The organism is Dactylosporangium sp. NPDC050588 (assembly GCF_040654975.1).
In the GTDB taxonomy this organism is placed as follows: domain Bacteria; phylum Actinomycetota; class Actinomycetes; order Mycobacteriales; family Micromonosporaceae; genus Dactylosporangium; species Dactylosporangium maewongense.
Genome location: NZ_JBFAJA010000036.1, coordinates 73,624 through 93,017 on the forward strand (window position 1 = coordinate 73,624; position 19,394 = coordinate 93,017).

At 74.0% G+C, this 19,394-nt stretch carries 16 protein-coding genes; 13 read left to right on the top strand and 3 right to left on the bottom strand.

What is annotated here, in order from left to right; genetic code table 11:
* The first annotated feature begins 101 nt into the window (after positions 1-101).
* Positions 102-428 carry a ferredoxin gene (fdxA, locus tag AB0I21_RS25200; protein ID WP_344503740.1) on the top strand — a complete coding sequence of 109 codons (327 nt, stop codon included), beginning with the start codon at positions 102-104 and terminating at the stop codon, positions 426-428.
* Positions 425-1,549 (top strand): succinyldiaminopimelate transaminase, encoded by a 1,125-nt coding sequence (gene dapC / locus AB0I21_RS25205; RefSeq protein WP_360564700.1) that lies wholly within the window; start codon positions 425-427, stop codon positions 1,547-1,549. Before fdxA ends, dapC begins: the two co-directional genes overlap by 4 nt.
* Before the next feature lie 76 nt (positions 1,550-1,625).
* Here the strand turns inward: dapC and dapD are convergent, their stop codons facing one another.
* A complete protein-coding gene (gene dapD / locus AB0I21_RS25210; RefSeq protein ID WP_360564656.1) occupies positions 1,626-2,564 on the bottom strand; it encodes a 2,3,4,5-tetrahydropyridine-2,6-dicarboxylate N-succinyltransferase in 939 nt (312 codons plus the stop codon).
* A gap of 33 nt (positions 2,565-2,597) precedes the next feature.
* Here dapD and dapE point away from each other — a divergent pair, with 33 nt between their 5' ends.
* Complete coding sequence (dapE, locus tag AB0I21_RS25215) at positions 2,598-3,665, top strand: succinyl-diaminopimelate desuccinylase (RefSeq protein WP_360564658.1); 1,068 nt, start codon at positions 2,598-2,600, stop codon at positions 3,663-3,665.
* 26 nt (positions 3,666-3,691) lie between these two features.
* Here dapE and AB0I21_RS25220 read toward each other — a convergent pair whose 3' ends face one another.
* Complete coding sequence (locus AB0I21_RS25220) at positions 3,692-3,826, bottom strand: hypothetical protein (protein WP_344503737.1); 135 nt, start codon at positions 3,824-3,826, stop codon at positions 3,692-3,694.
* 111 nt (positions 3,827-3,937) lie between these two features.
* Entirely contained in the window at positions 3,938-4,720 is a 783-nt protein-coding gene (locus tag AB0I21_RS25225) for a DUF3152 domain-containing protein (protein ID WP_360564660.1), read from the bottom strand.
* Positions 4,721-4,759: 39 nt separating this feature from the next.
* Here AB0I21_RS25225 and AB0I21_RS25230 point away from each other — a divergent pair, with 39 nt between their 5' ends.
* From AB0I21_RS25230 to nudC, 10 genes are all read left to right on the top strand, one after another.
* Complete coding sequence (locus tag AB0I21_RS25230; RefSeq protein ID WP_360564662.1) at positions 4,760-5,554, top strand: TIGR00730 family Rossman fold protein; 795 nt, start codon at positions 4,760-4,762, stop codon at positions 5,552-5,554.
* Positions 5,554-6,120, top strand: coding sequence for a TIGR00730 family Rossman fold protein (locus AB0I21_RS25235; protein ID WP_360564664.1), 567 nt, complete (start codon positions 5,554-5,556; stop codon positions 6,118-6,120). The genes AB0I21_RS25230 and AB0I21_RS25235 overlap by 1 nt, the downstream gene beginning before the upstream one ends.
* A 51-nt stretch (positions 6,121-6,171) precedes the next feature.
* On the top strand, positions 6,172-9,306 hold the full coding sequence (locus AB0I21_RS25240; RefSeq protein WP_360564701.1) for an ATP-dependent DNA helicase: 3,135 nt from the start codon (positions 6,172-6,174) through the stop codon (positions 9,304-9,306).
* Positions 9,303-13,145, top strand: coding sequence for a UvrD-helicase domain-containing protein (locus AB0I21_RS25245; RefSeq protein WP_360564666.1), 3,843 nt, complete (start codon positions 9,303-9,305; stop codon positions 13,143-13,145). Before AB0I21_RS25240 ends, AB0I21_RS25245 begins: the two co-directional genes overlap by 4 nt.
* Positions 13,146-13,249: 104 nt before the next feature.
* On the top strand, positions 13,250-13,411 hold the full coding sequence (locus tag AB0I21_RS25250; protein WP_360564668.1) for a hypothetical protein: 162 nt from the start codon (positions 13,250-13,252) through the stop codon (positions 13,409-13,411).
* A gap of 45 nt (positions 13,412-13,456) precedes the next feature.
* Positions 13,457-14,428: a hypothetical protein gene (locus AB0I21_RS25255; protein ID WP_360564669.1), complete on the top strand. Its 972-nt coding sequence runs from the start codon at positions 13,457-13,459 to the stop codon at positions 14,426-14,428.
* 50 nt (positions 14,429-14,478) lie between these two features.
* Positions 14,479-15,666 carry a S8 family serine peptidase gene (locus AB0I21_RS25260; protein WP_360564671.1) on the top strand — a complete coding sequence of 396 codons (1,188 nt, stop codon included), beginning with the start codon at positions 14,479-14,481 and terminating at the stop codon, positions 15,664-15,666.
* Positions 15,667-15,755: 89 nt separating this feature from the next.
* Positions 15,756-17,051, top strand: coding sequence for a pitrilysin family protein (locus tag AB0I21_RS25265; protein WP_344504017.1), 1,296 nt, complete (start codon positions 15,756-15,758; stop codon positions 17,049-17,051).
* Positions 17,048-18,379 (top strand): pitrilysin family protein, encoded by a 1,332-nt coding sequence (locus tag AB0I21_RS25270; protein ID WP_360564672.1) that lies wholly within the window; start codon positions 17,048-17,050, stop codon positions 18,377-18,379. Before AB0I21_RS25265 ends, AB0I21_RS25270 begins: the two co-directional genes overlap by 4 nt.
* A 46-nt stretch (positions 18,380-18,425) precedes the next feature.
* The gene (gene nudC / locus AB0I21_RS25275) at positions 18,426-19,394 is read left to right on the top strand and encodes an NAD(+) diphosphatase (protein ID WP_360564673.1); all 969 of its coding nucleotides are present in this window, start codon (positions 18,426-18,428) and stop codon (positions 19,392-19,394) included.

Sequence of the window (19,394 nt, forward strand, 5' to 3'; positions counted from 1 at the left end):
ACCTCCAGAACGGCGGGATACTAGGCTCGTACCGCCGCGGTAGGGATGCGGCGGGGTTCGCCAACCACGTTGGCAGCCTCAGGTGCGAAAGAGGGCGACCCGTGACATACATCATCGCCGAACCTTGCGTGGACCTGCTCGACAAGGCGTGCATCGAGGAGTGCCCTGTCGACTGCATCTACGAGGGCAACCGCATGCTCTACATCCACCCGGATGAGTGCGTCGACTGTGGTGCCTGCGAGCCGGTGTGCCCGGTCGAGGCGATCTTCTACGAGGACGACGTCCCGGAGAAGTGGAAGGACTTCGTCGGCGCGAACTACTCGTTCTTCGACGAGCTGGGCTCGCCCGGCGGCGCGTCGAAGGTCGGGAAGGTCGAGAAGGACGCGACGTTCGTCGCCGGCCTGCCGCCGCAGGAGCACGACCACTGACCGGCAACGTCTCGCACACGGGAAGTCCCGCCGCCCGGCGCTCGCTCGCCGCCGGGCTTCCGGACTTCCCGTGGGACCGCCTGGAGCCGGCGAAGGCCAGAGCCGCAGAGCACCCCGGGGGGCTGATCGACCTGTCGATCGGCACGCCCGTCGATCCGGTGCCCGCGGCGATCCGTGCTGCCCTGGCGGCGGCGTCGGACTCGCCCGGCTATCCGCTGACCGCCGGCACCCCGCAGCTGCGGGCCGCGATCCGCGCCTGGGTGACCCAGTGGTGTGCGCCGGCCGGCGACGGCTTCGGCGTGCTGCCGACGATCGGCTCGAAGGAGCTGGTCGCGTGGCTGCCGACGCTGCTCGGGCTCGGTCCCGGCGACACCGTGGTCATCCCATCGGTCTGCTACCCGACGTATGAGGCCGGAGTGCAGCTCACCGGCGCGACCGTGGTGCGGTCCGACTCGCTGACGGCGCTCGGCCCGGCGCGGGTCCGCCTCGTGTGGGTCAACTCGCCGTCCAACCCGACCGGTCGCGTGCTGCCAGCCGCCCACCTGCGCAAGGTCGTCGACTGGGCCCGCGAGCGCGGCGCCGTCGTGGCCAGCGACGAGTGTTACCTGCCGCTGCCGTGGGACGCCGAGCCGGTCTCGATCCTGTCGGTCTGCGACGGCCGCTTCGACAACGTCCTCGCGGTGCACTCGCTGTCGAAGCGCTCCAACCTGGCCGGGTATCGCGCGGGCTTCGTCGCCGGCGACCCCGCCCTGGTCGGCGAGCTGCTCGCCGTCCGCAAGCACGCCGGCATGATCGTCCCGGCCCCGGTCCAGGCGGCGATGGTGGCGGCCCTCGGCGACGAGGCGCACGTCCAGGAGCAACGCGACCGCTATGCCGGCCGCCGTGCGGCCCTGCGCGAGGCGTTCACCGCGGCGGGGTTCACCGTCGAGCACTCCGAGGCCGGCCTGTACCTGTGGCTGACCCGCGACGAGGACTCCTGGGACACGGTGGCCTGGCTGGCGGAGCGCGGCATCCTGACCGCGCCCGGCGCGTTCTACGGCCCGGAGGGCAGCCGGCACGTCCGGGCCGCCCTGACCGCGACCGACGAGCGCATCACCGAAGCGGCGAAGCGCCTGCGGTAAGGCCGAATCCCATGATCCGGTAGAGATGTTGTCGCCAGAGCGGCGATTTCTCTACCGGATCATGGGGAAGCCGGCGTCAGTTGGCGTGCAGCGCGGCGTTCAGCTCGATGCCGCGGCCCGCCCGCTCGCGGACCTCGAGACGGCCCGAGACCGAGTTGCGGATGAACAGCAGGTTGGACATGCCGGACAGCTCGCGCGCCTTCACCACCCGGTCGTCGGGCAGGGTGAGCTTCGAGCCGGCGGTGATGTAGCAGCCCGCCTCGACGACGCAGTCGTCGCCGAGCGAGATGCCGATGCCCGCGTTGGCGCCCAGCAGGCAGCGCTCGCCCAGCCGGATCACCTCTTTGCCGCCACCGGAGAGCGTGCCCATGATCGAGGAGCCGCCGCCGACGTCGGTGCCGTCGCCGACCACGACGCCCGCGGAGATGCGGCCCTCCACCATCGAGGTGCCCAGGGTGCCCGCGTTGAAGTTGACGAAGCCCTCGTGCATGACGGTCGTGCCGGGGGCCAGGTGGGCGCCCAGGCGCACCCGGTCCGCGTCGGCGATGCGGACGCCGGACGGCGTGACGTAGTCGACCATGCGCGGGAACTTGTCGATGCCGAAGACGTTGAGCCGGCGCCCCGCGAGACGCTCGGCCAGCCGCAGCTCGTCGACCTGGTCGGGCAGGCACGGGCCGGCGGAGGTCCACGCGACGTTGGCGAGCAGCCCGAACTGCCCGTCGAGGTTGGCCTGGTGCGGCTGGATGAGCCGGTGCGAGAGCAGGTGCAGCCGCAGGTAGGCGTCGGCGGTGGAGGCCGGTGCGTCGCCCAGGGAGCCGATCTCGACCCGGACCACCTCGACGGACAGCGACGGCAGCGGCGCCGCGCCGGCCGGGGCGAGCGCCGGCACCTCGGCCGGAAGCGCGCCGAGGCCGAGGTGACCGGTGGGGAACCAGGCGTCCAGGACCTGACCCGAGGAGGCCACGGTGGCCAGGCCAAGTCCCCAGGCGGGGGAGTCGATGTAGGCGGTCGTCACGTGACCGAACGCTACCGCATCTAGGGTATGGGCATGCTGACGCGTGACGTGCTCGAAGACCCGGTGGCCCTGACCCGAGCCCTCGTCGACATCGAGTCGGTGTCCGGCGACGAGGCGGAGATCGCCGACCAGGTCCAGCACGCACTCGGCGGCACGGGGCTGAAGGTGGAGCGCTTCGGGCACACGATCGTCGCGCGCACCGAGCTGGGCCGGCCGGAGCGCGTCGTGCTCGCCGGGCACCTCGACACGGTCCCGCTCAACGACAACTGGCCGTCACGCACCGAGGGCGGCCTCATGCACGGCTGCGGCACGTCGGACATGAAGTCGGGCACGGCGATCGCGCTGCACCTCGCGGTCACCGAGCAGGCGCCTCGCCACGACGTCACCTACGTCTTCTACGAGTGCGAGGAGGTCGACTCGGCGCGCAACGGGCTGAAGATCCTCACCGACAAGCGGCCGGAGCTGCTGACCGACGCGTCGTTCGCGCTGCTGCTGGAGCCGACGCACGGCCTCGTCGAGGCGGGCTGCCAGGGCACGCTGCGGGTCCTCGCCCGCACCACCGGCCGGCGCGCGCACTCGGCCCGTTCCTGGCTCGGCGACAACGCGATCCACAAGGCCGCGCCGATTCTGCGGAGCCTTCAGGTGTACGAGCCGCGCACGGTCGTCATCGACGGCTGCGAGTTCCGCGAGGGACTGAACGCGGTCCGGATCGGCGGCGGCGTCGCGGGCAACGTGATCCCCGACGAGTGCGTGGTCGAGGTCAACTTCCGGTTCGCGCCCGACCGCTCCGAGGAGCAGGCCGCCGCTCATGTACAGGAGGTGCTCGCCGGCTTCGAGCTGGAGATCGTCGACTCGGCGCCGGGCGCGCTGCCGGGCCTGGACGCGCCGGCGGCCCGGGAGTTCCTCGCCGCGATCGGGCAGCCGCCGCGGGCGAAGCTCGGCTGGACCGACGTGGCCAGATTCGCGACCCTCGGCGTCCCGGCGCTCAACTACGGCCCCGGTGACCCGAACCTCGCCCACAAGCAGGACGAGCACGTCGAGCTCGACAAGATCGTCGAGGGCGCCGATGTGGTGCGGCGCTGGCTGACGGCAGGCGAATAAGGCCGCGCGGGACGCCGTAACCGGCCTCAGCGCTCGTGCGTTGAGGGATCCGGGGGTTCGACCTGCGGGCCCAGGGCGGCCAGCAGGCGGCGCACCGCGAGCACCTCGCGGATCCGCCGGTTCATCTGCCGCCTGCGACGGTCGTGCTCCGCACGTGTCATGCCGGTCACCCCCTACACCTTGCCGTCCGGTATATCGGGAATGACGCGATGAAACCGGCGAACGTTGCCCTCTGCTCCCGATTTCTCACCGATGGCCGACGAACGACCTGATCACCGCGGTGCGGGCGGTCCCGTCACAAACGTCCTGCCGTCCGGGTACGGCCACGGGTTCCGCTCGCATCCCTCGAGACCGAACGTCTGCCGCGCCATCACCGGCGCCGGCGCGCCCTTGCGCGGGCAGACCGCGTGGCCGTTGCCGAGGAAGTGACCGACCTCGTGGTTGACGACCATGTCCCGGTAGTCGCCGAGCACCGGATACCAGGGGACGCCGAGCCGCCACCGTTTCAGGTTGATGATCACGTCGCGCCCGCCGCGGCAGGAGACCTCGCCGCGGGTGCGCACGCCCCGCCTCGCGCACATCGAGTCGGTCGTGGCGGGGGTCGCCAGGTGCACGGTCAGCTCGCTCGGCTGCCCGCCGGGCACCCGCTGGAAGGAGACCCGGCCACCGGCGATCCAGCTTCTCGGATCTCCCAGCGTCGCGTGTACCGCCACCGCGAACTCCTCCGGATCGACCCCTGAACCCTGTTCGGTTGCGACCGTGTACCGCACCAGCCGTCCGGCCCCACCGGTCCGCTCGCCCGCGACGGCGCTGTAGTCGAACTTCCCGGTGCCGCTCGCCGGGACCGCGGTGACCACCGGCGAGGGCGTCGGCGACGGCTCCGGCGACGGCGACGGCGAACGGGACGGCGAAGGGGACGGTGAGTCCGAAGGAGACGGCTGGGCTGCGATCGTGCCGTCCGGCACCGCCGCCGTGCCCAACCCGTACCAGACCGCGCCGACACCGGCGGTGACCGCGACCGCCAGTGCGACGACCAGTCCCCGCCGACGCCCCATGGCTGCATTGCATCACGACATCCACGTACGGTGGGGACCATGACCGAGGGTAGGACCAGTCAGCCGCGCGAGCGGCACCGCGGACCGGTGACGCTGCGCCGCGACTCGATTCCGCCGAGCACCGCCGACCAGCGGCTGCTCGACTCGCACCTGCGCGGCGAGTGGAAGACGAAGGACGCGTGGCGGGCGCTGCGGATCCTCAGCGAGTTCGTCGAGGGCTTCGACACCCTCGCCGACCTGCCACCGTCCGTGAGCGTCTTCGGGTCGGCCCGCAGCAAGCCCGGCAGCCCCGAGTATCAGCTCGGCGAGGAGCTCGGCGCGGCGCTCGCCCGGGTGAACTACGCGGTCATCACCGGCGGCGGCCCCGGCGTCATGGAGGCGGCCAACAAGGGCGCCACGGAGGCCGGCGGGCTGTCGGTGGGCCTGGGCATCGAGCTGCCGTTCGAGCAGGGCCTCAACGAGTGGGTCGACCTCGGCATCGACTTCCGCTACTTCTTCGCCCGCAAGACGATGTTCGTCAAGTACGCGCAGGCGTTCGTCGTGCTGCCCGGCGGCTTCGGCACCCTCGACGAGCTGTTCGAGGCGGTGACGCTCGTGCAGACGAAGAAGGTCACCCGCTTCCCGGTGGTGCTGATGGGCACCAGCTACTGGCAGGGGCTGGTCGACTGGCTCCGCGACACCATGCAGGCCGACGGCAAGATCGGTCCCGAGGACCTGGGCCTGCTGTACCTGACCGACGACGTCGACCAGGCCGTCCAGTACATCGTGGACGCCGGATCCGAGGAGATCGAGGCGGCCTCCGCCCGCCGGACCGCGCGGGAGACGAGCGGCTGATGGCGGCGATCGGTGTGTTCTGCGCCTCGTCGCAGCGGCTCGACCAGCGCTGGCTCGACCTCGCCCACCAGCTCGGCGTCGAGATCGGCCGGCGCGGTCACGAGCTGGTCTCCGGCGGTGGCTGCGTCGGCATGATGGGTGCCGTCGCCGACGGCACCCGCGACGGCGGCGGCCGCACCTACGGTGTCATCCCCCAGTCCCTCGTGGACCTGGAGGTCGCCGACACGAAGTCCGACGAGCTCGTCGTCACCGACGGCATGGCGTCGCGCAAGACGATGATGATCGAGAAGGCGGACGCGTTCGTGGTCCTGCCCGGCGGCCTCGGCACCCTCGACGAGCTGTTCGAGGTGTGGACGACCGCCATGCTCGACCTGCACCGCAAGCCGGTGCTGCTGTTCGACGCCGACGGCTTCTACGCCGGCCTGCTCGAGTGGCTGCGCGGCCTCGCCGCCCAGGAGTTCGTCCGCCCGTCGGCGATGACGATGCTGCTGATCTCCCGGGACGTGCCGGAGTCACTCGACCTGCTGGAGGCGAGCCTCCTCGGAGGAATTGTCGGACGGTCGTGATTGCATAGCGGCGTGACCGCGACCGCTGCCCCCCGCCGTGCCTTCCGTCTGGTGCGGCGCCCCGCCCCGGCGGCGGTCGCGATCGAGGCCGACCCGTGGCAGCGGCTCGTCGTGGAGCACACGGCCGGGCCGCTGCTCGTCGTCGGCGGCCCCGGCACCGGCAAGACGACCACGCTCGTCGAGGCCGTCGCCGCGCGGGTCGCCGAAGGGGTCGAGCCCGACAGGATCCTGGTGCTGACGTTCGGCCGGCGCGGCGCCGTGCGGCTGCGGGACACGATCGAGGCGCGGCTGGGCCGCGCGGCGGGCCTGCGGACCACCGCCGAGCCGATGGTCCGCACGTTCCACGGCTATGCGTTCGGGCTGCTGCGCCGCGCCGCCGTCGAGCGCGGCGAGCCGTCGCCGCGGCTGCTCACCGGCCCCGAGCAGGACCTCGTCATCCGCGAGCTGCTGCAGGACTCGCGGGCGCCGTGGCCCGAGGCGCTGCGCGGCGCGCTCGGCACCCGCGCGTTCGCGACCGAGCTGCGCGACCTGCTGCTGCGCGCCGTCGAGCGTGGCGTCGGCCCGCAGGGGCTGGCCCGGCTCGCGGTCGTGCACCAGCGCCCCGACTGGACCGCCGCGGCCGCGTTCTTCGAGGAGTATCTGCAGGTCCTCGCCCTGCGTGACGCGGCCGGCCGGGGCGCCGTCGCCTATGACTACGCGGAGCTGGTGCGGGCCGCGGCGGGGCTGCTGGCCGACCAGCCCGACCTCCTCGCCGCCGAGCGGCGCAGGATCGAGTGCGTCTACCTCGACGAGCTGCCCGACACCGACCCCGCCCAGATCGAGCTGCTCGACCTGATCGCCGGCTCGGGCGCGCACCTCGTCGCGTTCGCCGACCCCGACTCCTCGACGTTCGCGTTCCGCGGCGCCGACCCGGGGATCGTCGCCGACTTCCCCGACCGGTTCCGCACCGCCGGCGGGCGGCCCGCGCCGCAGGTGATCCTGCCCGGCTCGCGCCGGCTCGGCGACGGGCTGCTCGCGCCGACCCGGCGGGTCGCGTCGCGGCTGCGCGGCCCGTCCCGGCACCGGCAGCTGGAGGCGTCCCGACCCGGCGGCACGGTGGAGACCGCGACGTTCGGCTCGGAGACGACGGAGGCGGCGTTCCTGGCGCACCGGCTCCGCGAGGCGCACCTGCTGCGCGGCGTGCCGTGGTCGCGGATGGCGGTCGTGGTGCGCTCCACCGCCCGGCAGCTCGCGCCGCTGCAGCGGGCCCTGCACTCGGCGGGCGTGCCGACCGTCACCGAGGCCGAGGACCTGCCGCTGCACCTGCAGCCGGCGATCGCGCCGCTGCTGCTGCTCCTGCGCTGCGCCCTGGACGCCGACCGGCTCGACGAGGACGCCGCGATCGCGCTGCTGCACTCGCCGCTCGGCGGCGCCGACCCGCTCGCCGAGCGGCGCCTCCGGCAGGGGCTGCGCGCCCTCGCGCTCGCCGCCGGCGACCGCCGCCCGTCCGGGGTCCTGCTCCTGCGGGCGCTGCGCGACCCGGGCGAGCTCGCCGAGGTCGAGCGGCGGTGGGCGGCACCGGCCCGCACCGTCGGGCAGCTGCTGCGGGCCGTCCGCGACGCCGCGGCCCGGCCCGGCGCCACCGCCGAGGAGGTGCTGTGGACCGCCTGGCAGGGCAGCGGCCTCGCCGACCGGTGGACGGCGCTGAGCTCCCGCGGCGGCCACCGCGGCGCCGCCGCCGACCGTGACCTCGACGCCGTCGTGTCGCTCTTCGACGCCGCGGCCCGCTTCACCGACCGGCTCCCCGGCGCAGGCATCGCCGTCTTCCTCGACCACGTCGAGGGGCAGGACCTGCCCGCCGACTCGCTCGCCCCGTCCGCCGACCGCGGCGACGCCGTCCGGATCCTGACCGCGCACGCCGCGAAGGGCCTCGAGTGGGACGTCGTCGCCGTCGCCGGCGTGCAGGAGGGCGTCTGGCCCGACCTGCGGCTGCGCGGCAGCGTGCTCGGCTCGGAGCTGCTCGTCGAGGTCCTCGCCGGCCGCACCATGGAGACGATCGGCCGGCTGTCGGCGCTGCTCGACGAGGAGCGCCGCCTCTTCTACGTCGCCGTCAGCAGGGCCCGCGAGCAGGTCCTCGTCACCGCGGTCGCCTCCGGCGACGGCGAGGAGCAGCCGAGCCGCTTCCTGCTGGAGCTGGCCGGTCTCGACCCGGATGCCGACGCCGGCGGCGGCGCCGTGTTCGAGCCGCCCCGCGCGCTGACCCTGCCGACGCTCGTCGCCGAGCTGCGGGTGGCCCTGATCGACCCCGACGCCTCCGCCGGCCGCCGCGCCGCGGCCGCCGCGATCCTCGCCCGGCTCGCCGCCGAAGGGGTGCCCGGCGCCGACCCCGACAGCTGGTGGGGCCTGCCGCCGCTGTCCGACGACCGCCCCCTCGTCGACGCCGGCGAGCCGGTGACCGTCACCCCGTCGACCGTGGAGAGCGTCGACCGGTGCAGCCTGCGCTGGCTCCTGGAGCGGCACGGCGGGAAGCTGGCCCCGTCGCCCGAGCAGTCGATCGGCAACCTCGTGCACGCCGCCGCGATGCTCGCCTCCGACGCCACCGCCGACCGGGCCCAGCTCGTCGCCTATGTCGCCGACCGGTTCGACGCGATCGAGCTCTCCGCGCGCTGGCTCGCCGGCCGCGAGCGCGACCGCGCCGAGACCATGCTCGACAAGCTCATCGGCTGGCTCGCCGGCAACCCGCGCCGCCTCGTCGCGATCGAGCAGGACTTCCTCGTCGAGCTCGCCGACCCCGACGGCCCCGTCGAGATCAAGGGCCGCGTCGACCGGCTCGAGCTCGACGAGCAGGGCCGTCTCGTCGTCGTCGACCTCAAGACCGGCAAGTCCATCCCCGCCAACGCCAACCTCGCCGAGCACCCGCAGCTCGCGGCCTACCAGGCGGCGATCGAGCTGGGCGCCTTCGAGGAGTCCACCGTCTCCGGCGGCGCCTCCCTGGTCCAGCTCGGCGGCGAGACCAATGCCGCCCGCGAGCAGGTCCAGGCCCCGCTCGGCGAGTCCGGCGACCCCAACTGGGCGCAGGCGCTGGTCCGCAAGACCGCCCAGACCATGGCGGCCTCCACCTTCAACGCGGTCGTCAACAACAAGTGCCGCGTCTGCCCGGTCAAGACCTCCTGCCCCGTCTCGGGCAAAGGCCGGCACGTCACATGACCCAGACCGAGCACCAGAGCACCGGCGCCGCGCGGGTGAGCTTCCCGCCGGTCGAGCTGGCGAAGCTGCTCCGGCAGCCGGCGCCGACCGCCCAGCAGGCGGCGGTGATCGCGGCGCCGGTGGAGCCGCTGCTCGTCGTGGCGGGCGCCGGGTCGGGCAAGACGGAGACGATGGCGGCGCGGGTGGTGTGGCTCGTCGCCAACGGGCACGTGCGCCCCGAGCAGATCCTGGGGCTCACGTTCACCAGGAAGGCGGCCGGCGAGCTGTCGCACCGGATCCGGCAGCGGCTCGGGCAGCTGGTGCGGCGGCTCGGGCGCGACGACCTGATCGCGGGGGAGCCGACCGTCGCCACCTACCACTCGTATGCGGCGAGGGTGGTCCGCGAGCACGGTGTCCGGGCCGGCTTCGAGCCGAGCACGCGGCTGCTCACCGAGGCCGCGTGCTGGCAGCTCGCCGACGCCGTCGTCCGCGGGTATGACGGCGACATGACGGCGGTCGCGTCGGCGCCGTCGACCGTGGTGGACGCGGTGCTGCACCTGGCCGGGGACCTCGCCGAGCACCTGCGGGAGCCGGAGGACGTCGCCGCGTGGACCGGGCGGTTCTTCGCCGAGGTGAGCGGCAAGACCGGCAAGATGGCCAAGCCGGTCCGTGACGTGCTGTCCCGGCAGCAGGCCCGGCTGCAGCTGTTGCCGCTGATCCGGCAGTACCAGGAGAAGAAGGCGCTGCTGGAGGCGATGGACTTCGGCGACCAGCTGTCCAGGGCGGCCCGGGTCGCGCTCGCGCATCCCGAGGTCGGCGCCGTCGAGCGGGACCGTTTCCGGGTGGTGCTGCTCGACGAATACCAGGACACCAGCCACGCGCAGGTGGTGCTGCTGCGGTCGCTGTTCGGCGGCGGCCACCCGGTGACCGCCGTCGGCGACCCCTGCCAGTCGATCTACGGCTGGCGGGGCGCGTCCGCGGGCACCCTGGAGCGGTTCCCGACCGAGTTCCCGACCGTGGCCGGCGACCCCGCCGGCGAGCTGACGCTGACCACCAGCTGGCGCAACCGGCCCGAGATCCTCGACGTCGCCAACACGATCTCCGCGCCGCTGCGGGCGCACGGGGCCCGCGTCGCCGAGCTCGCCCCGGCCGACGTGCTCGCCGAGCCGGCGTCGACCGCGACCGTCCACTGCGCGCTGCTCGACACGTATGCCGGCGAGGCCGCCTGGGTCGCCGACCGGATCGTCGCGTCGTGGCGGCTCGCGGCGAAGGTCGCGCCCGACACGTTCCCGCTCGACATCCCGGTCGACGACCGGCCGACGACGGCGGTGCTGGTCCGCACCCGCGCGCAGATCCCCGCGCTGGAAAACGCGCTGCGCTCCCGCGGCCTGCCGGTCGAGGTCGTCGGGCTCGGCGGGCTGCTCGACACGCCCGAGGTCCGTGACGTCGTCAGCGTCCTGCGGGTCCTCGCCGACCCTGCCGAGGGCGCGGCGCTGCTGCGCATCCTGACCGGCCCGCGGTGGCGGATCGGGCCGCGTGACCTCGTCGCCCTGTACCGCCGGGCCCGCGCCATCGCCGCCGCCCGCCGGGCCGGGCCGGAGGACGAGGAGCCGGCCCTCGCCGACCGGCTCGACGAGGCGGTCCTGGTGGAGGCCCTCGACGATCTCGGCGACGCGGCCGCGTATTCGGAGCCCGGGTTCGCCCGCTTCGCGGCGCTCGGCGCGGAGCTGCGCCGCCTGCGCCGGCGGCTCGACCAGCCGCTGCCGGACCTCGTCGCCGACATCGAGCGGGCCACCGGCCTCGACGTCGAGGTCGCCGCCCGGCCCGGCGACGCCGGCCTGGCCCGCGGGCACCTCGACGCGTTCAGCAACATCGCGGCCCGCTTCGCCGGCGAGTCGGAGGGCGCGACCCTCGGCGCGTTCCTGGCGTTCCTCGCCGCCGCGGAGAACGAGGAGCGCGGCCTCGCGCCCGGCGAGGTCGAGGTCGTCTCCGGCGCGGTGCAGATCCTGACCGCGCACGCCGCCAAGGGCCTCGAGTGGGACGTGGTGTCGGTCGCCGGCCTCTGCGCCGACGTGTTCCCCGGCCCGAGCAACGCCGGCGACCACTGGCTGCGCGGCCTGGGCGTGCTGCCCTTCCCGCTGCGCGGCGACAGCGGGGGGCTGCCGGTCCTGGACCTGTCGGCGGCCGCCGACATCAAGGGGGTCGTGCGCCGGCTGGAGGCGTTCACCGAGGACTGGCGCCACCACGACGTGCGCGAGGAGCGGCGCCTGGCCTATGTGGCGGTCACCCGCCCCCGCCGGCTGCTGCTGGCCAGCGGCTACTGGTGGGGCGACGGCGTCAAGCGGGCCCGCGGGCCGTCAGTCTTCCTCGACGAGATCCGGGAGCGGTGTGCGTCCGGCGCCGGCATGGTCGACGCCTGGGCCGACGCTCCCGCCCCCGACGCGCAGAACCCGACGGCCGAGCAGGTGCCGAGCGCCAGTTGGCCCGCCGACCCCCTCGGCGCCCGCCGGCCTCTTCTCGAAGCGGCGGCGGCGATGGTACGGGCAGCGACCGCCGCTCTCACCGCGCCACCTTCGCCGCCACCAGCGGAGACGGCCACCGTGCCGGTCGTCGCGGAGGCAGGGGCGTCCACCGGGCCGGTCGGGACGCTCGCCGTGGAGGACGAGTTGGCTTCCGCGGCGGTCGGGACGGTCGCCGCTGAGGACGAGTTGGCTCCCGCGGGGGTCGGGACGCTCGCCGCTGAGGACGAGTTGGCTTCCGCGGCGGTCGGTACGGTCGCCGCTGAGGACGGGGTGGCTTCCGTGCAGGTGCCGGCGGCACCGTCCTTCGCGTCGGACGTGGACGACCCGCGCCCGGTCGGGACGGCCGCTGCGGACGAAGGAGACGTCTCCGCGCCGGGCGGGACGGACGTTGCGGACGGAGAGGGCGTTTCCGCGCCGGTCGGGACGGACGTTGCGGACGAAGGAGACGTTTCCGCGCTGGTCGGGACGGACGTTGCGGACGGAGGGGGCGTTTCCGCGCCAGGCCCGTCGGCTGCGCGGGGTGTCGCGTCGGATGCGGACGATTCGAGCCCGGTCGTGGCCGGTAAGGGCGTCGGGGTGGCGCCAGTCGTACATATGCCGCAAACGTCGAAAGTGGACTGGCCGGACGAGGTCCTGGCGGACGGGTCGGGGCAGCGCTGGGCGGCGGAGGCGGACCTGTTGCTGGCGGAGCGGGCCCGGATCACGCCGCAGCTCAACGCTCCGGTCGAGGTCGTGCTGCCCGGGCACCTGTCGGTGTCGCAGCTGGTGGCGCTGCGCCGCGACCCGCAGCGGCTGGCTCGGACGCTGCGCAGGCCGCTGCCGTCGCGCCCGGACCCGTACGCGCGCCGGGGGACCGCGTTCCACCACTGGCTGGAGCAGCGGTTCAAGGCGGAGCGGCTGCTCGACCTCGACGAGCTGCCCGGCGCCGCCGACGAGGGTGCCGCGCCCGACGAGGCCCTCGCCGAGCTGCAGGCCAGGTTCCTGGCGGGGGAGTGGGCCGACCGGGTGCCGCTGGACGTGGAGGTGCCGTTCGCCTCCGTCGTCGCCGGGGTGGTGGTCCGCGGGCGGATGGACGCGGTCTACGCGTATCCCGACGGCCGCTTCGACGTCGTGGACTGGAAGACGGGCGCCCAGCCCACCGGCGCCGACGCGACCGCCGCGGCGGTGCAGCTCGCCGCGTACCGGCTGGCCTGGTCGGAGCTGCGCGGCGTGCCGCTGGAGCAGGTCGGCGCCGCGTTCTTCTACGTCCGAGACGGGGTGACGGTCCGCCCGGCCGACCTGCTCGACGAGGACGGGCTGCTGGCCTTGATCGCGGCCCTGCCCGCGTCCGGTCTCTAACGAACTGCCGTCAAGCTTCCGACACCTCGCTGTCCAGGGAACCTCGGCGTCCTCGAAGCTGTCCAAGGGGCATGCGGACGGGCATGCGAGGGGAAGTGCGCACGATGCAGGCATCGCACACGCGCGAGGTGGCACTGGTGGTCGGGGTGGCGACCGCTGGGGTGCTGACCGCCGCCCTGATCGTCCTCGGCCCGGTCGCCGCCGCCGACACGCCCAGATACCCGCAGGTCACCGATGTGCGCACGCCGGTGCAGCCGCAGCCGTAGCCGCTTTTGGCAGACTGGCACCGGGCTGCGACACTTGCTGGTGAGATGACCGAGCAGCATTCACCGTGGGCTCAGCCGGACACGCAGGTCGTGCTGGCGCCCGTCGGGCCGGCGCCGACGATTCAGCGCGCGGCCGAGCCGCCGCGCGCGGCGCCGGGTTATCAGTCCGGCCGGGTCTCGGGTCTCGGCGTGCCGCCGATCGTCCCACCGCCGTCGTGGGGCACCGGCGGTGGCGGTGGCGACGACGATGACGACCCGGTCAAGCGCAACAAGCGCATCCTGAAGCTGCTCACCGGCGGCGCGGTCGCGGTCGTCGCGATCGGCCTGGTCGTCGTCCTGGTCTCGCTGATGACCGGCAACGCGACGACCCCCGGCGGCCTCTTCGACCGCCGCGCCGAGGGGCCCAGCGACACCCGCCCCGAGCTGGCCCGCCGCTGCCCGCCGCCGACCATCCCACCCGAGCTCCCACCCGGTGGTGACCCGGCGCCCGCCGGCCCGCGGACCGTCGACGAGGAGTCGGGGATCTCCTACAAGGAGTACGGCGCCCCGTGGGGGCCGTGGGACAACGTCTGGGCCGACCAGGGCGAGCTGAAGGTCACCTACCGGACCGGCCAGCACTTCGTCACCGAGCCCGACTACAACGGCGGCAGCGACTATCACGCCACGATCCTCTCCGGCCACGTCCCGGCCGCGGTCAACGACGGCATGGTCCTGGACCTCAGGTGCGTGGGCGACCAGATCGCCGCCGACGTGCGGATCAGCTTCTACCCCAAGGGCAACCAGCTGGAGCAGATCTCCGCGAAGGACCTCACCCTCGGCGGGCGGCCCGGCCGGCTGATCAAGTTCCGCCTGCACTTCTCCCAGCCGGGCCTGCGCGCGAAGAGTGAGCTGGTCTCGATCGCCCTCGTCGACCTGGGCAAACCCGAGGCCGCCATCCTGTATGTCTCGATCCCCGACACCCACCGCCAGTTCGACTACATCGCCGACGAAGCACCCGAATCGGTACGCCCCACATAGCGACGGACGGCCGACTGGCGCGGGTTGCGTCGATCCGTCACGCTGGCGCGGTGAAAAAGGCCGCAGTGGTTGCAGGGGTCGTGCTCGCGCTCGTTCCGGTGAGCCCGGCGCACGCGGACGGCATCCGTGACGATCAGTGGCACCTGCAATGGCTGCGGGTGAGCGAAGCCAACGAGAAGACCCGCGGCGAGGGCGTCACGGTCGCGATCGTGGACAACGGCGTCGACCGCAACCACATCGACCTGACCGCCAGCGTGCTGCCGGCGATCTACACCAACGGCTCGCCCACCCCGCCCGGTGACCCCGACGGGCACGGCACGGCGCTCGCCGGGCTGATCGCGGGGCAGGGGCACGGCGCCAACCGGCAGAACGGGGTGCTCGGCATCGCGCCCGGCGCCGACATCCTGCCGGTGGTCCTCGGCAGCCCGGCCACCCCCGACCCGACCGGCGCCCGCACCGTCACCCCGGACCAGCTGGCCGAGGGGATCGAGTTGGCCACCGTCCGCGGCGCGAAGGTCATCGTCGTCGGCTACTCCGTCGGTGGGAGCGAGCGCCTGCAGCAGGCGGTCCGCGAGGCGCAGGCCGCCGACGCGATCGTCGTCGCCGCCGACGGCAACCGGGCCGGCGAGGCGTTCGAGCCCTACCCGGCGGCGTACGACGGGGTCCTCGCCGCGGTGCCGCTGTCGCGCGCCGGCGACGTGCTCGTCGCGTCGGACAGCGGCCGGAAGCTCGGGTTCGGCGTGCCCGGCGAGGAGATCATGACCACGAACACCGGCGGCGGCTACCGCGTCGACGCCGGGAACATGGCGGCCGGCGAGCTGGCCGCGGTGGTGGCGCTGGTCCGGGCGGCGTACCCGAAGCTGCCCGCCGACGAGATCGTGCACCGCCTGACGGTCACCGCCGTCGACGCCGGCGACAAGGGCGTCGACCCGCAGTTCGGCGTCGGCCGGGTCGACCTGGTGCCCGCGCTGACCAGGACGATCCCGCTCGCGAAGCCGCCGGCGCCGTCGGTCGCGCCGTCCCCGTCGGCCACCGCGTCGGCGCCCGCCGCCGGGCAGCCGGTCGCGGAGCCGCTCCCCGCCCGGTCCCGGGGGCCGCTGGGGTGGCTGCTCAGCCTGCCGCTGGTCGCCTTCATCGGGGTGCTGCTCTGGTACGCGCTGCGGGCCGAGCTCCGCCTCCGGCGCGCCGCCGCCACGGGTGAGCCGGCACCCGCCCGCGACGACGAGGCGATGGTGTGAACGCGACGGAACGGGACGAGTCGGCGGTCGGCGACGGCGGATCGCGCGGGAGGGGATAGATTCGACGGGTGCCTCGTCGTAGTCCCGCTGTGCGGATTCCCGCGTCCAAGTATCCGGTCGAGCGCCTCACCCTCCCCAACGGCCTGCGGGTGGTGCTCACGCCCGACCGGGCCGCGCCCGTCGTCGGCGTAGCGGTCGTCTACGACGTCGGCATCCGGTCGGAGCCGCAGGGCCGCACCGGCTTCGCGCACCTGTTCGAGCACCTGATGTTCCAAGGCTCCGAGAGCCTGGAGAAGCTGGCCCACTTCCGCTACGTGCAGGGCTCGGGCGGCACCTTCAACGGGTCGACCCACTTCGACTACACCGACTACTTCGAGACGCTGCCGTCCAACGCGTTGGAGCGGGCGCTGTTCCTCGAGGCGGACCGGATGCGCTCGCCCCGCCTGACCGAGGAGAACCTGCGCAACCAGGTCGACGTGGTCAAGGAGGAGATCCGGGTCAACGTGCTCAACCGGCCGTATGGCGGGTTCCCGTGGCTGCGGCTGCCCCCGGTCATGTTCGACACGTTCGCCAACGCGCACGACGGCTACGGGTCGTTCGACGACCTGGAGTCCGCGACCGTCGCGGACGCCGCCGACTTCTTCGACCGCTACTACGCGTGCGGCAATGCGGTGCTCGCGGTGTCCGGTGACTTCGACGTGGCGACCGCGACCGCGCTGATCGAGCGGCACTTCGGTGACGTGCCGGCGCGCCCGGCCCCGGCCCGCCCCGACTTCGCCGAGCCCGACCTGACGAGCGAGCGCCGCGACTCGTACGAGGACCGGCTGGCCCCGCTGCCGGCGGTCGCCGCGGCGTGGCGGGTGCCGGACCCGATCAACGATCTCGAGGGGTACCTGCCGTACGTGGTCCTCGCCGAGGTGCTCACCGACGGTGACGCGTCCCGGCTGGTGGAGCGCCTCGTGCTGCGCGACCGGACGGTGACCAGTGTCGGCGGGTATGTCGGCTTCATGGGCGAGCCGTTCGCGGTGCGCGACCCCACCGCGCTCGTCCTGCAGGCGCACCTGCCCCCGGGCGGCGACGTCGACAAGGTGCTGCGCACGGTCGAGGAGGAGTGCCAGCGCATCGCGACCGACGGCCTCGCGCCCGACGAGCTCAGCCGCACTCAGGCCCGCATGGCCACGCACCTGTTGCGCGACACCGACGCGGTGCTCGGCCGGGCGCTGCAGATGGCGGTGCTGGAGCAGCAGCGCGGCGAGCCCGAGCTGCTCAACCAGCTCCACACGCTGATCGGTGGCGTCACCGAGGAGCAGATCATCGCCGCGGCGGCCGAGCTGGTCCCGTCGCGCCGCGCCGCGGTCGAGGTCATTGCCGGAGGAGCCAAGTGACTGCCGAAACCCTGCTCCGCACCGTGCCGGTGCTCGGGCCCAACCGCCCGCTGAAGCTGCCGAAGACCGTCGAGCGGACCCTCGACAACGGACTGACCGTGATCGCGCTGCGCCGCCCGTCGGTGCCGCTGGTCGAGGTGCGGCTGCGGGTGCCGTTCGCGAAGGCGCACCTGGCCCGCGCCGCGCTGCTGACGCAGACGGTGCTGTCGGGCACGACCGCGATGTCGACCGTCGACATCGCCGCGGAGCTGCAGAAGGTCGGCGGCGGGCTGTCCGCCGGCGCCGACCCCGACCGGCTGCTGATCTCCGGCAACGCCCTCGTCAGCGGGCTGGACCGGCTGCTCGACCTGCTCGCCGAGGTGCTCACCGACGCCAACTACCCGGCGGAGGAGGTCAGCACCGAGCGGGCCCGCCTGGTCGACCGGATTCGGGTCGCGCAGAGCCAGCCGAGCCACCTCGCGCGGGCCGCGCTGCTGAAGCGGATGTATGGCAAGCACCCCTATGCGGTGCAGACCCCGGCGCCGGAGCACGTCGAGGCGGTCACCCCTGGCACGCTGCGCACGCTGCACGCCGAGCGGCTGCACCCGGCCGGCGCGACCCTCGTCATCGTCGGCGACATCGCGCCCGACAAGGCGATCGCCGCCGCCGAGCGGATGCTGGCGAAGTGGGACGGCGCGGGCGCGACCGTGGAGCTGCCGCCGACCCCGGAGCTGAAGCCGGGGCCGCTGACGCTCGTCGACCGGCCCGGGTCCGTGCAGTCGTCGCTGCGCCTGGCGCTGCCCGCGGTGTCCCGCCGGCACCCCGACCACGCGGCGCTCCAGCTGGCGAACCTCGTCTTCGGCGGCTACTTCTCCTCCCGCTGGGTGGAGAACATCCGCGAGGACAAGGGGTACACGTACGGCCCGCACTCCCTCGTCGAGCACGCCGTCGCCGGGTCGGCGCTGGTCGTCGCCGCCGAGGTCGCGACCGAGGTGACCGGCCCTGCGCTGCTGGAGACGCTGTACGAGCTGGGCCGGCTGGCCAGCATCCCGCCGAAGGAGGACGAGCTGGAGCAGGCCCGCCAGTACGCGCTCGGCACCCTCCAGCTGGGCATGTCGACGCAGGCGGGGCTGGCCGGACTGGTCTCCACGTATGCCGGCTTCGGGCTGCGGCTGGACTACCTGGCCGAGCACGCCGCCCGGCTCGCCCGCGTCAGCCGCGAGGACGTGGCGGCCGCGGCCGCGCAGTACCTGGCGCCGTCGCGGATCGCGGCGGTCGTCCTCGGCGACGCGGAGAAGATCGAGCAGCCCCTGGCCGCGCTGACGGCGGTCACCCGAGCCGCATCATGAGCTCACTGCCACGTGCCGCCGGCCCGGGCATGACGGAGGCGGGGGCATGACGGAGCTGGCGACGCCGGCGTCCGAGCTCGGTGCCGGCGGTGGCGTGCCCGAGCCCGTCGCCGCCCGGCCCGGGCCGCCGCTCGCGAGGGGCGTGCTCGACCGGGCGGCGCATCGCCGTTCCGACCCGGAATGGCTGAAAGAGGCCTGGTCGCGGGCCCGTGTGGTGGTCGTCGACGACGGGCACATGCTGGTCCGCGGCGACGACCCGCCCGAGCTCGTGTTCGTGGATCCGGCCGACGCGCCGCCGGGCGAGCGGTTCTTCCTGGGCGAGGACACCGACGGCACCGTGTACTTCGCGGTCGCCGCCGACGTGACGACGCTTCCCGGCACCCGGCGGGTGTCGCTGCGCCAGGTGGGCCACGCGCTGCCGGACCTGCCGGCCGGGCTGTTCATCACCGCCGTCGGGCTGGCCAACTGGCACTCACGGCACCCGTACAGCCCTCTCAGCGGCAAGCTGACGGTCCCGGCGCAGGGTGGATGGGTCCGCACCACCGAGGACGGCGCGGAGACGCTGTGGCCGCGCACCGACCCCGCGGTCATCATGCTGGTCCACGACGGGGTCGACGGCCCTGACGGGCGGTGCCTGCTGGGCTGCAACGCGCAGTGGGCGCAGGCCGGCGGGGTCCGGCGCTACTCGACGCTCGCCGGGTTCGTCGAGCCGGGGGAGTCCGCCGAGATGGCGGTCGCCCGCGAGGTGCTCGAGGAGGTCGGCGTCGTCGTCGGCGGCGTCACCTACGTGGCGAGCCAGCCGTGGCCGTTCCCGGGGTCGCTGATGCTGGGCTTCCACGCCACCGCGCCCGTCGGGGCACCCGTCGTCGTCGACGAGGAGGAGATCCTCGAGGGGCGATGGTTCACCCGTTCCGAGATCGGCGCGGTACTGGACGGCAGCTCGCGAGCCTTCGGCCTGCCGTTCCCCGCGTCGATCGCGCACTACCTGATCACGGAGTGGCTCGGCCTTTCCTGA

What these genes read in the sequence shown, in the direction of transcription:
- AB0I21_RS25220 (WP_344503737.1), bottom strand. Translation starts at nt 3,826, where the DNA reads ATGACACGTGCGGAGCACGACCGTCGCAGGCGGCAGATGAACCGGCGG.
- AB0I21_RS25255 (WP_360564669.1), top strand. Translation starts at nt 13,457, where the DNA reads ATGACCGAGCAGCATTCACCGTGGGCTCAGCCGGACACGCAGGTCGTG.
- nudC (WP_360564673.1), top strand. Translation starts at nt 18,426, where the DNA reads ATGACGGAGCTGGCGACGCCGGCGTCCGAGCTCGGTGCCGGCGGTGGC.
- AB0I21_RS25245 (WP_360564666.1), top strand. Translation starts at nt 9,303, where the DNA reads ATGACCCAGACCGAGCACCAGAGCACCGGCGCCGCGCGGGTGAGCTTC.
- dapE (WP_360564658.1), top strand. Translation starts at nt 2,598, where the DNA reads ATGCTGACGCGTGACGTGCTCGAAGACCCGGTGGCCCTGACCCGAGCC.
- AB0I21_RS25225 (WP_360564660.1), bottom strand. Translation starts at nt 4,720, where the DNA reads ATGGGGCGTCGGCGGGGACTGGTCGTCGCACTGGCGGTCGCGGTCACC.
- AB0I21_RS25230 (WP_360564662.1), top strand. Translation starts at nt 4,760, where the DNA reads ATGACCGAGGGTAGGACCAGTCAGCCGCGCGAGCGGCACCGCGGACCG.
- AB0I21_RS25235 (WP_360564664.1), top strand. Translation starts at nt 5,554, where the DNA reads ATGGCGGCGATCGGTGTGTTCTGCGCCTCGTCGCAGCGGCTCGACCAG.
- AB0I21_RS25250 (WP_360564668.1), top strand. Translation starts at nt 13,250, where the DNA reads ATGCAGGCATCGCACACGCGCGAGGTGGCACTGGTGGTCGGGGTGGCG.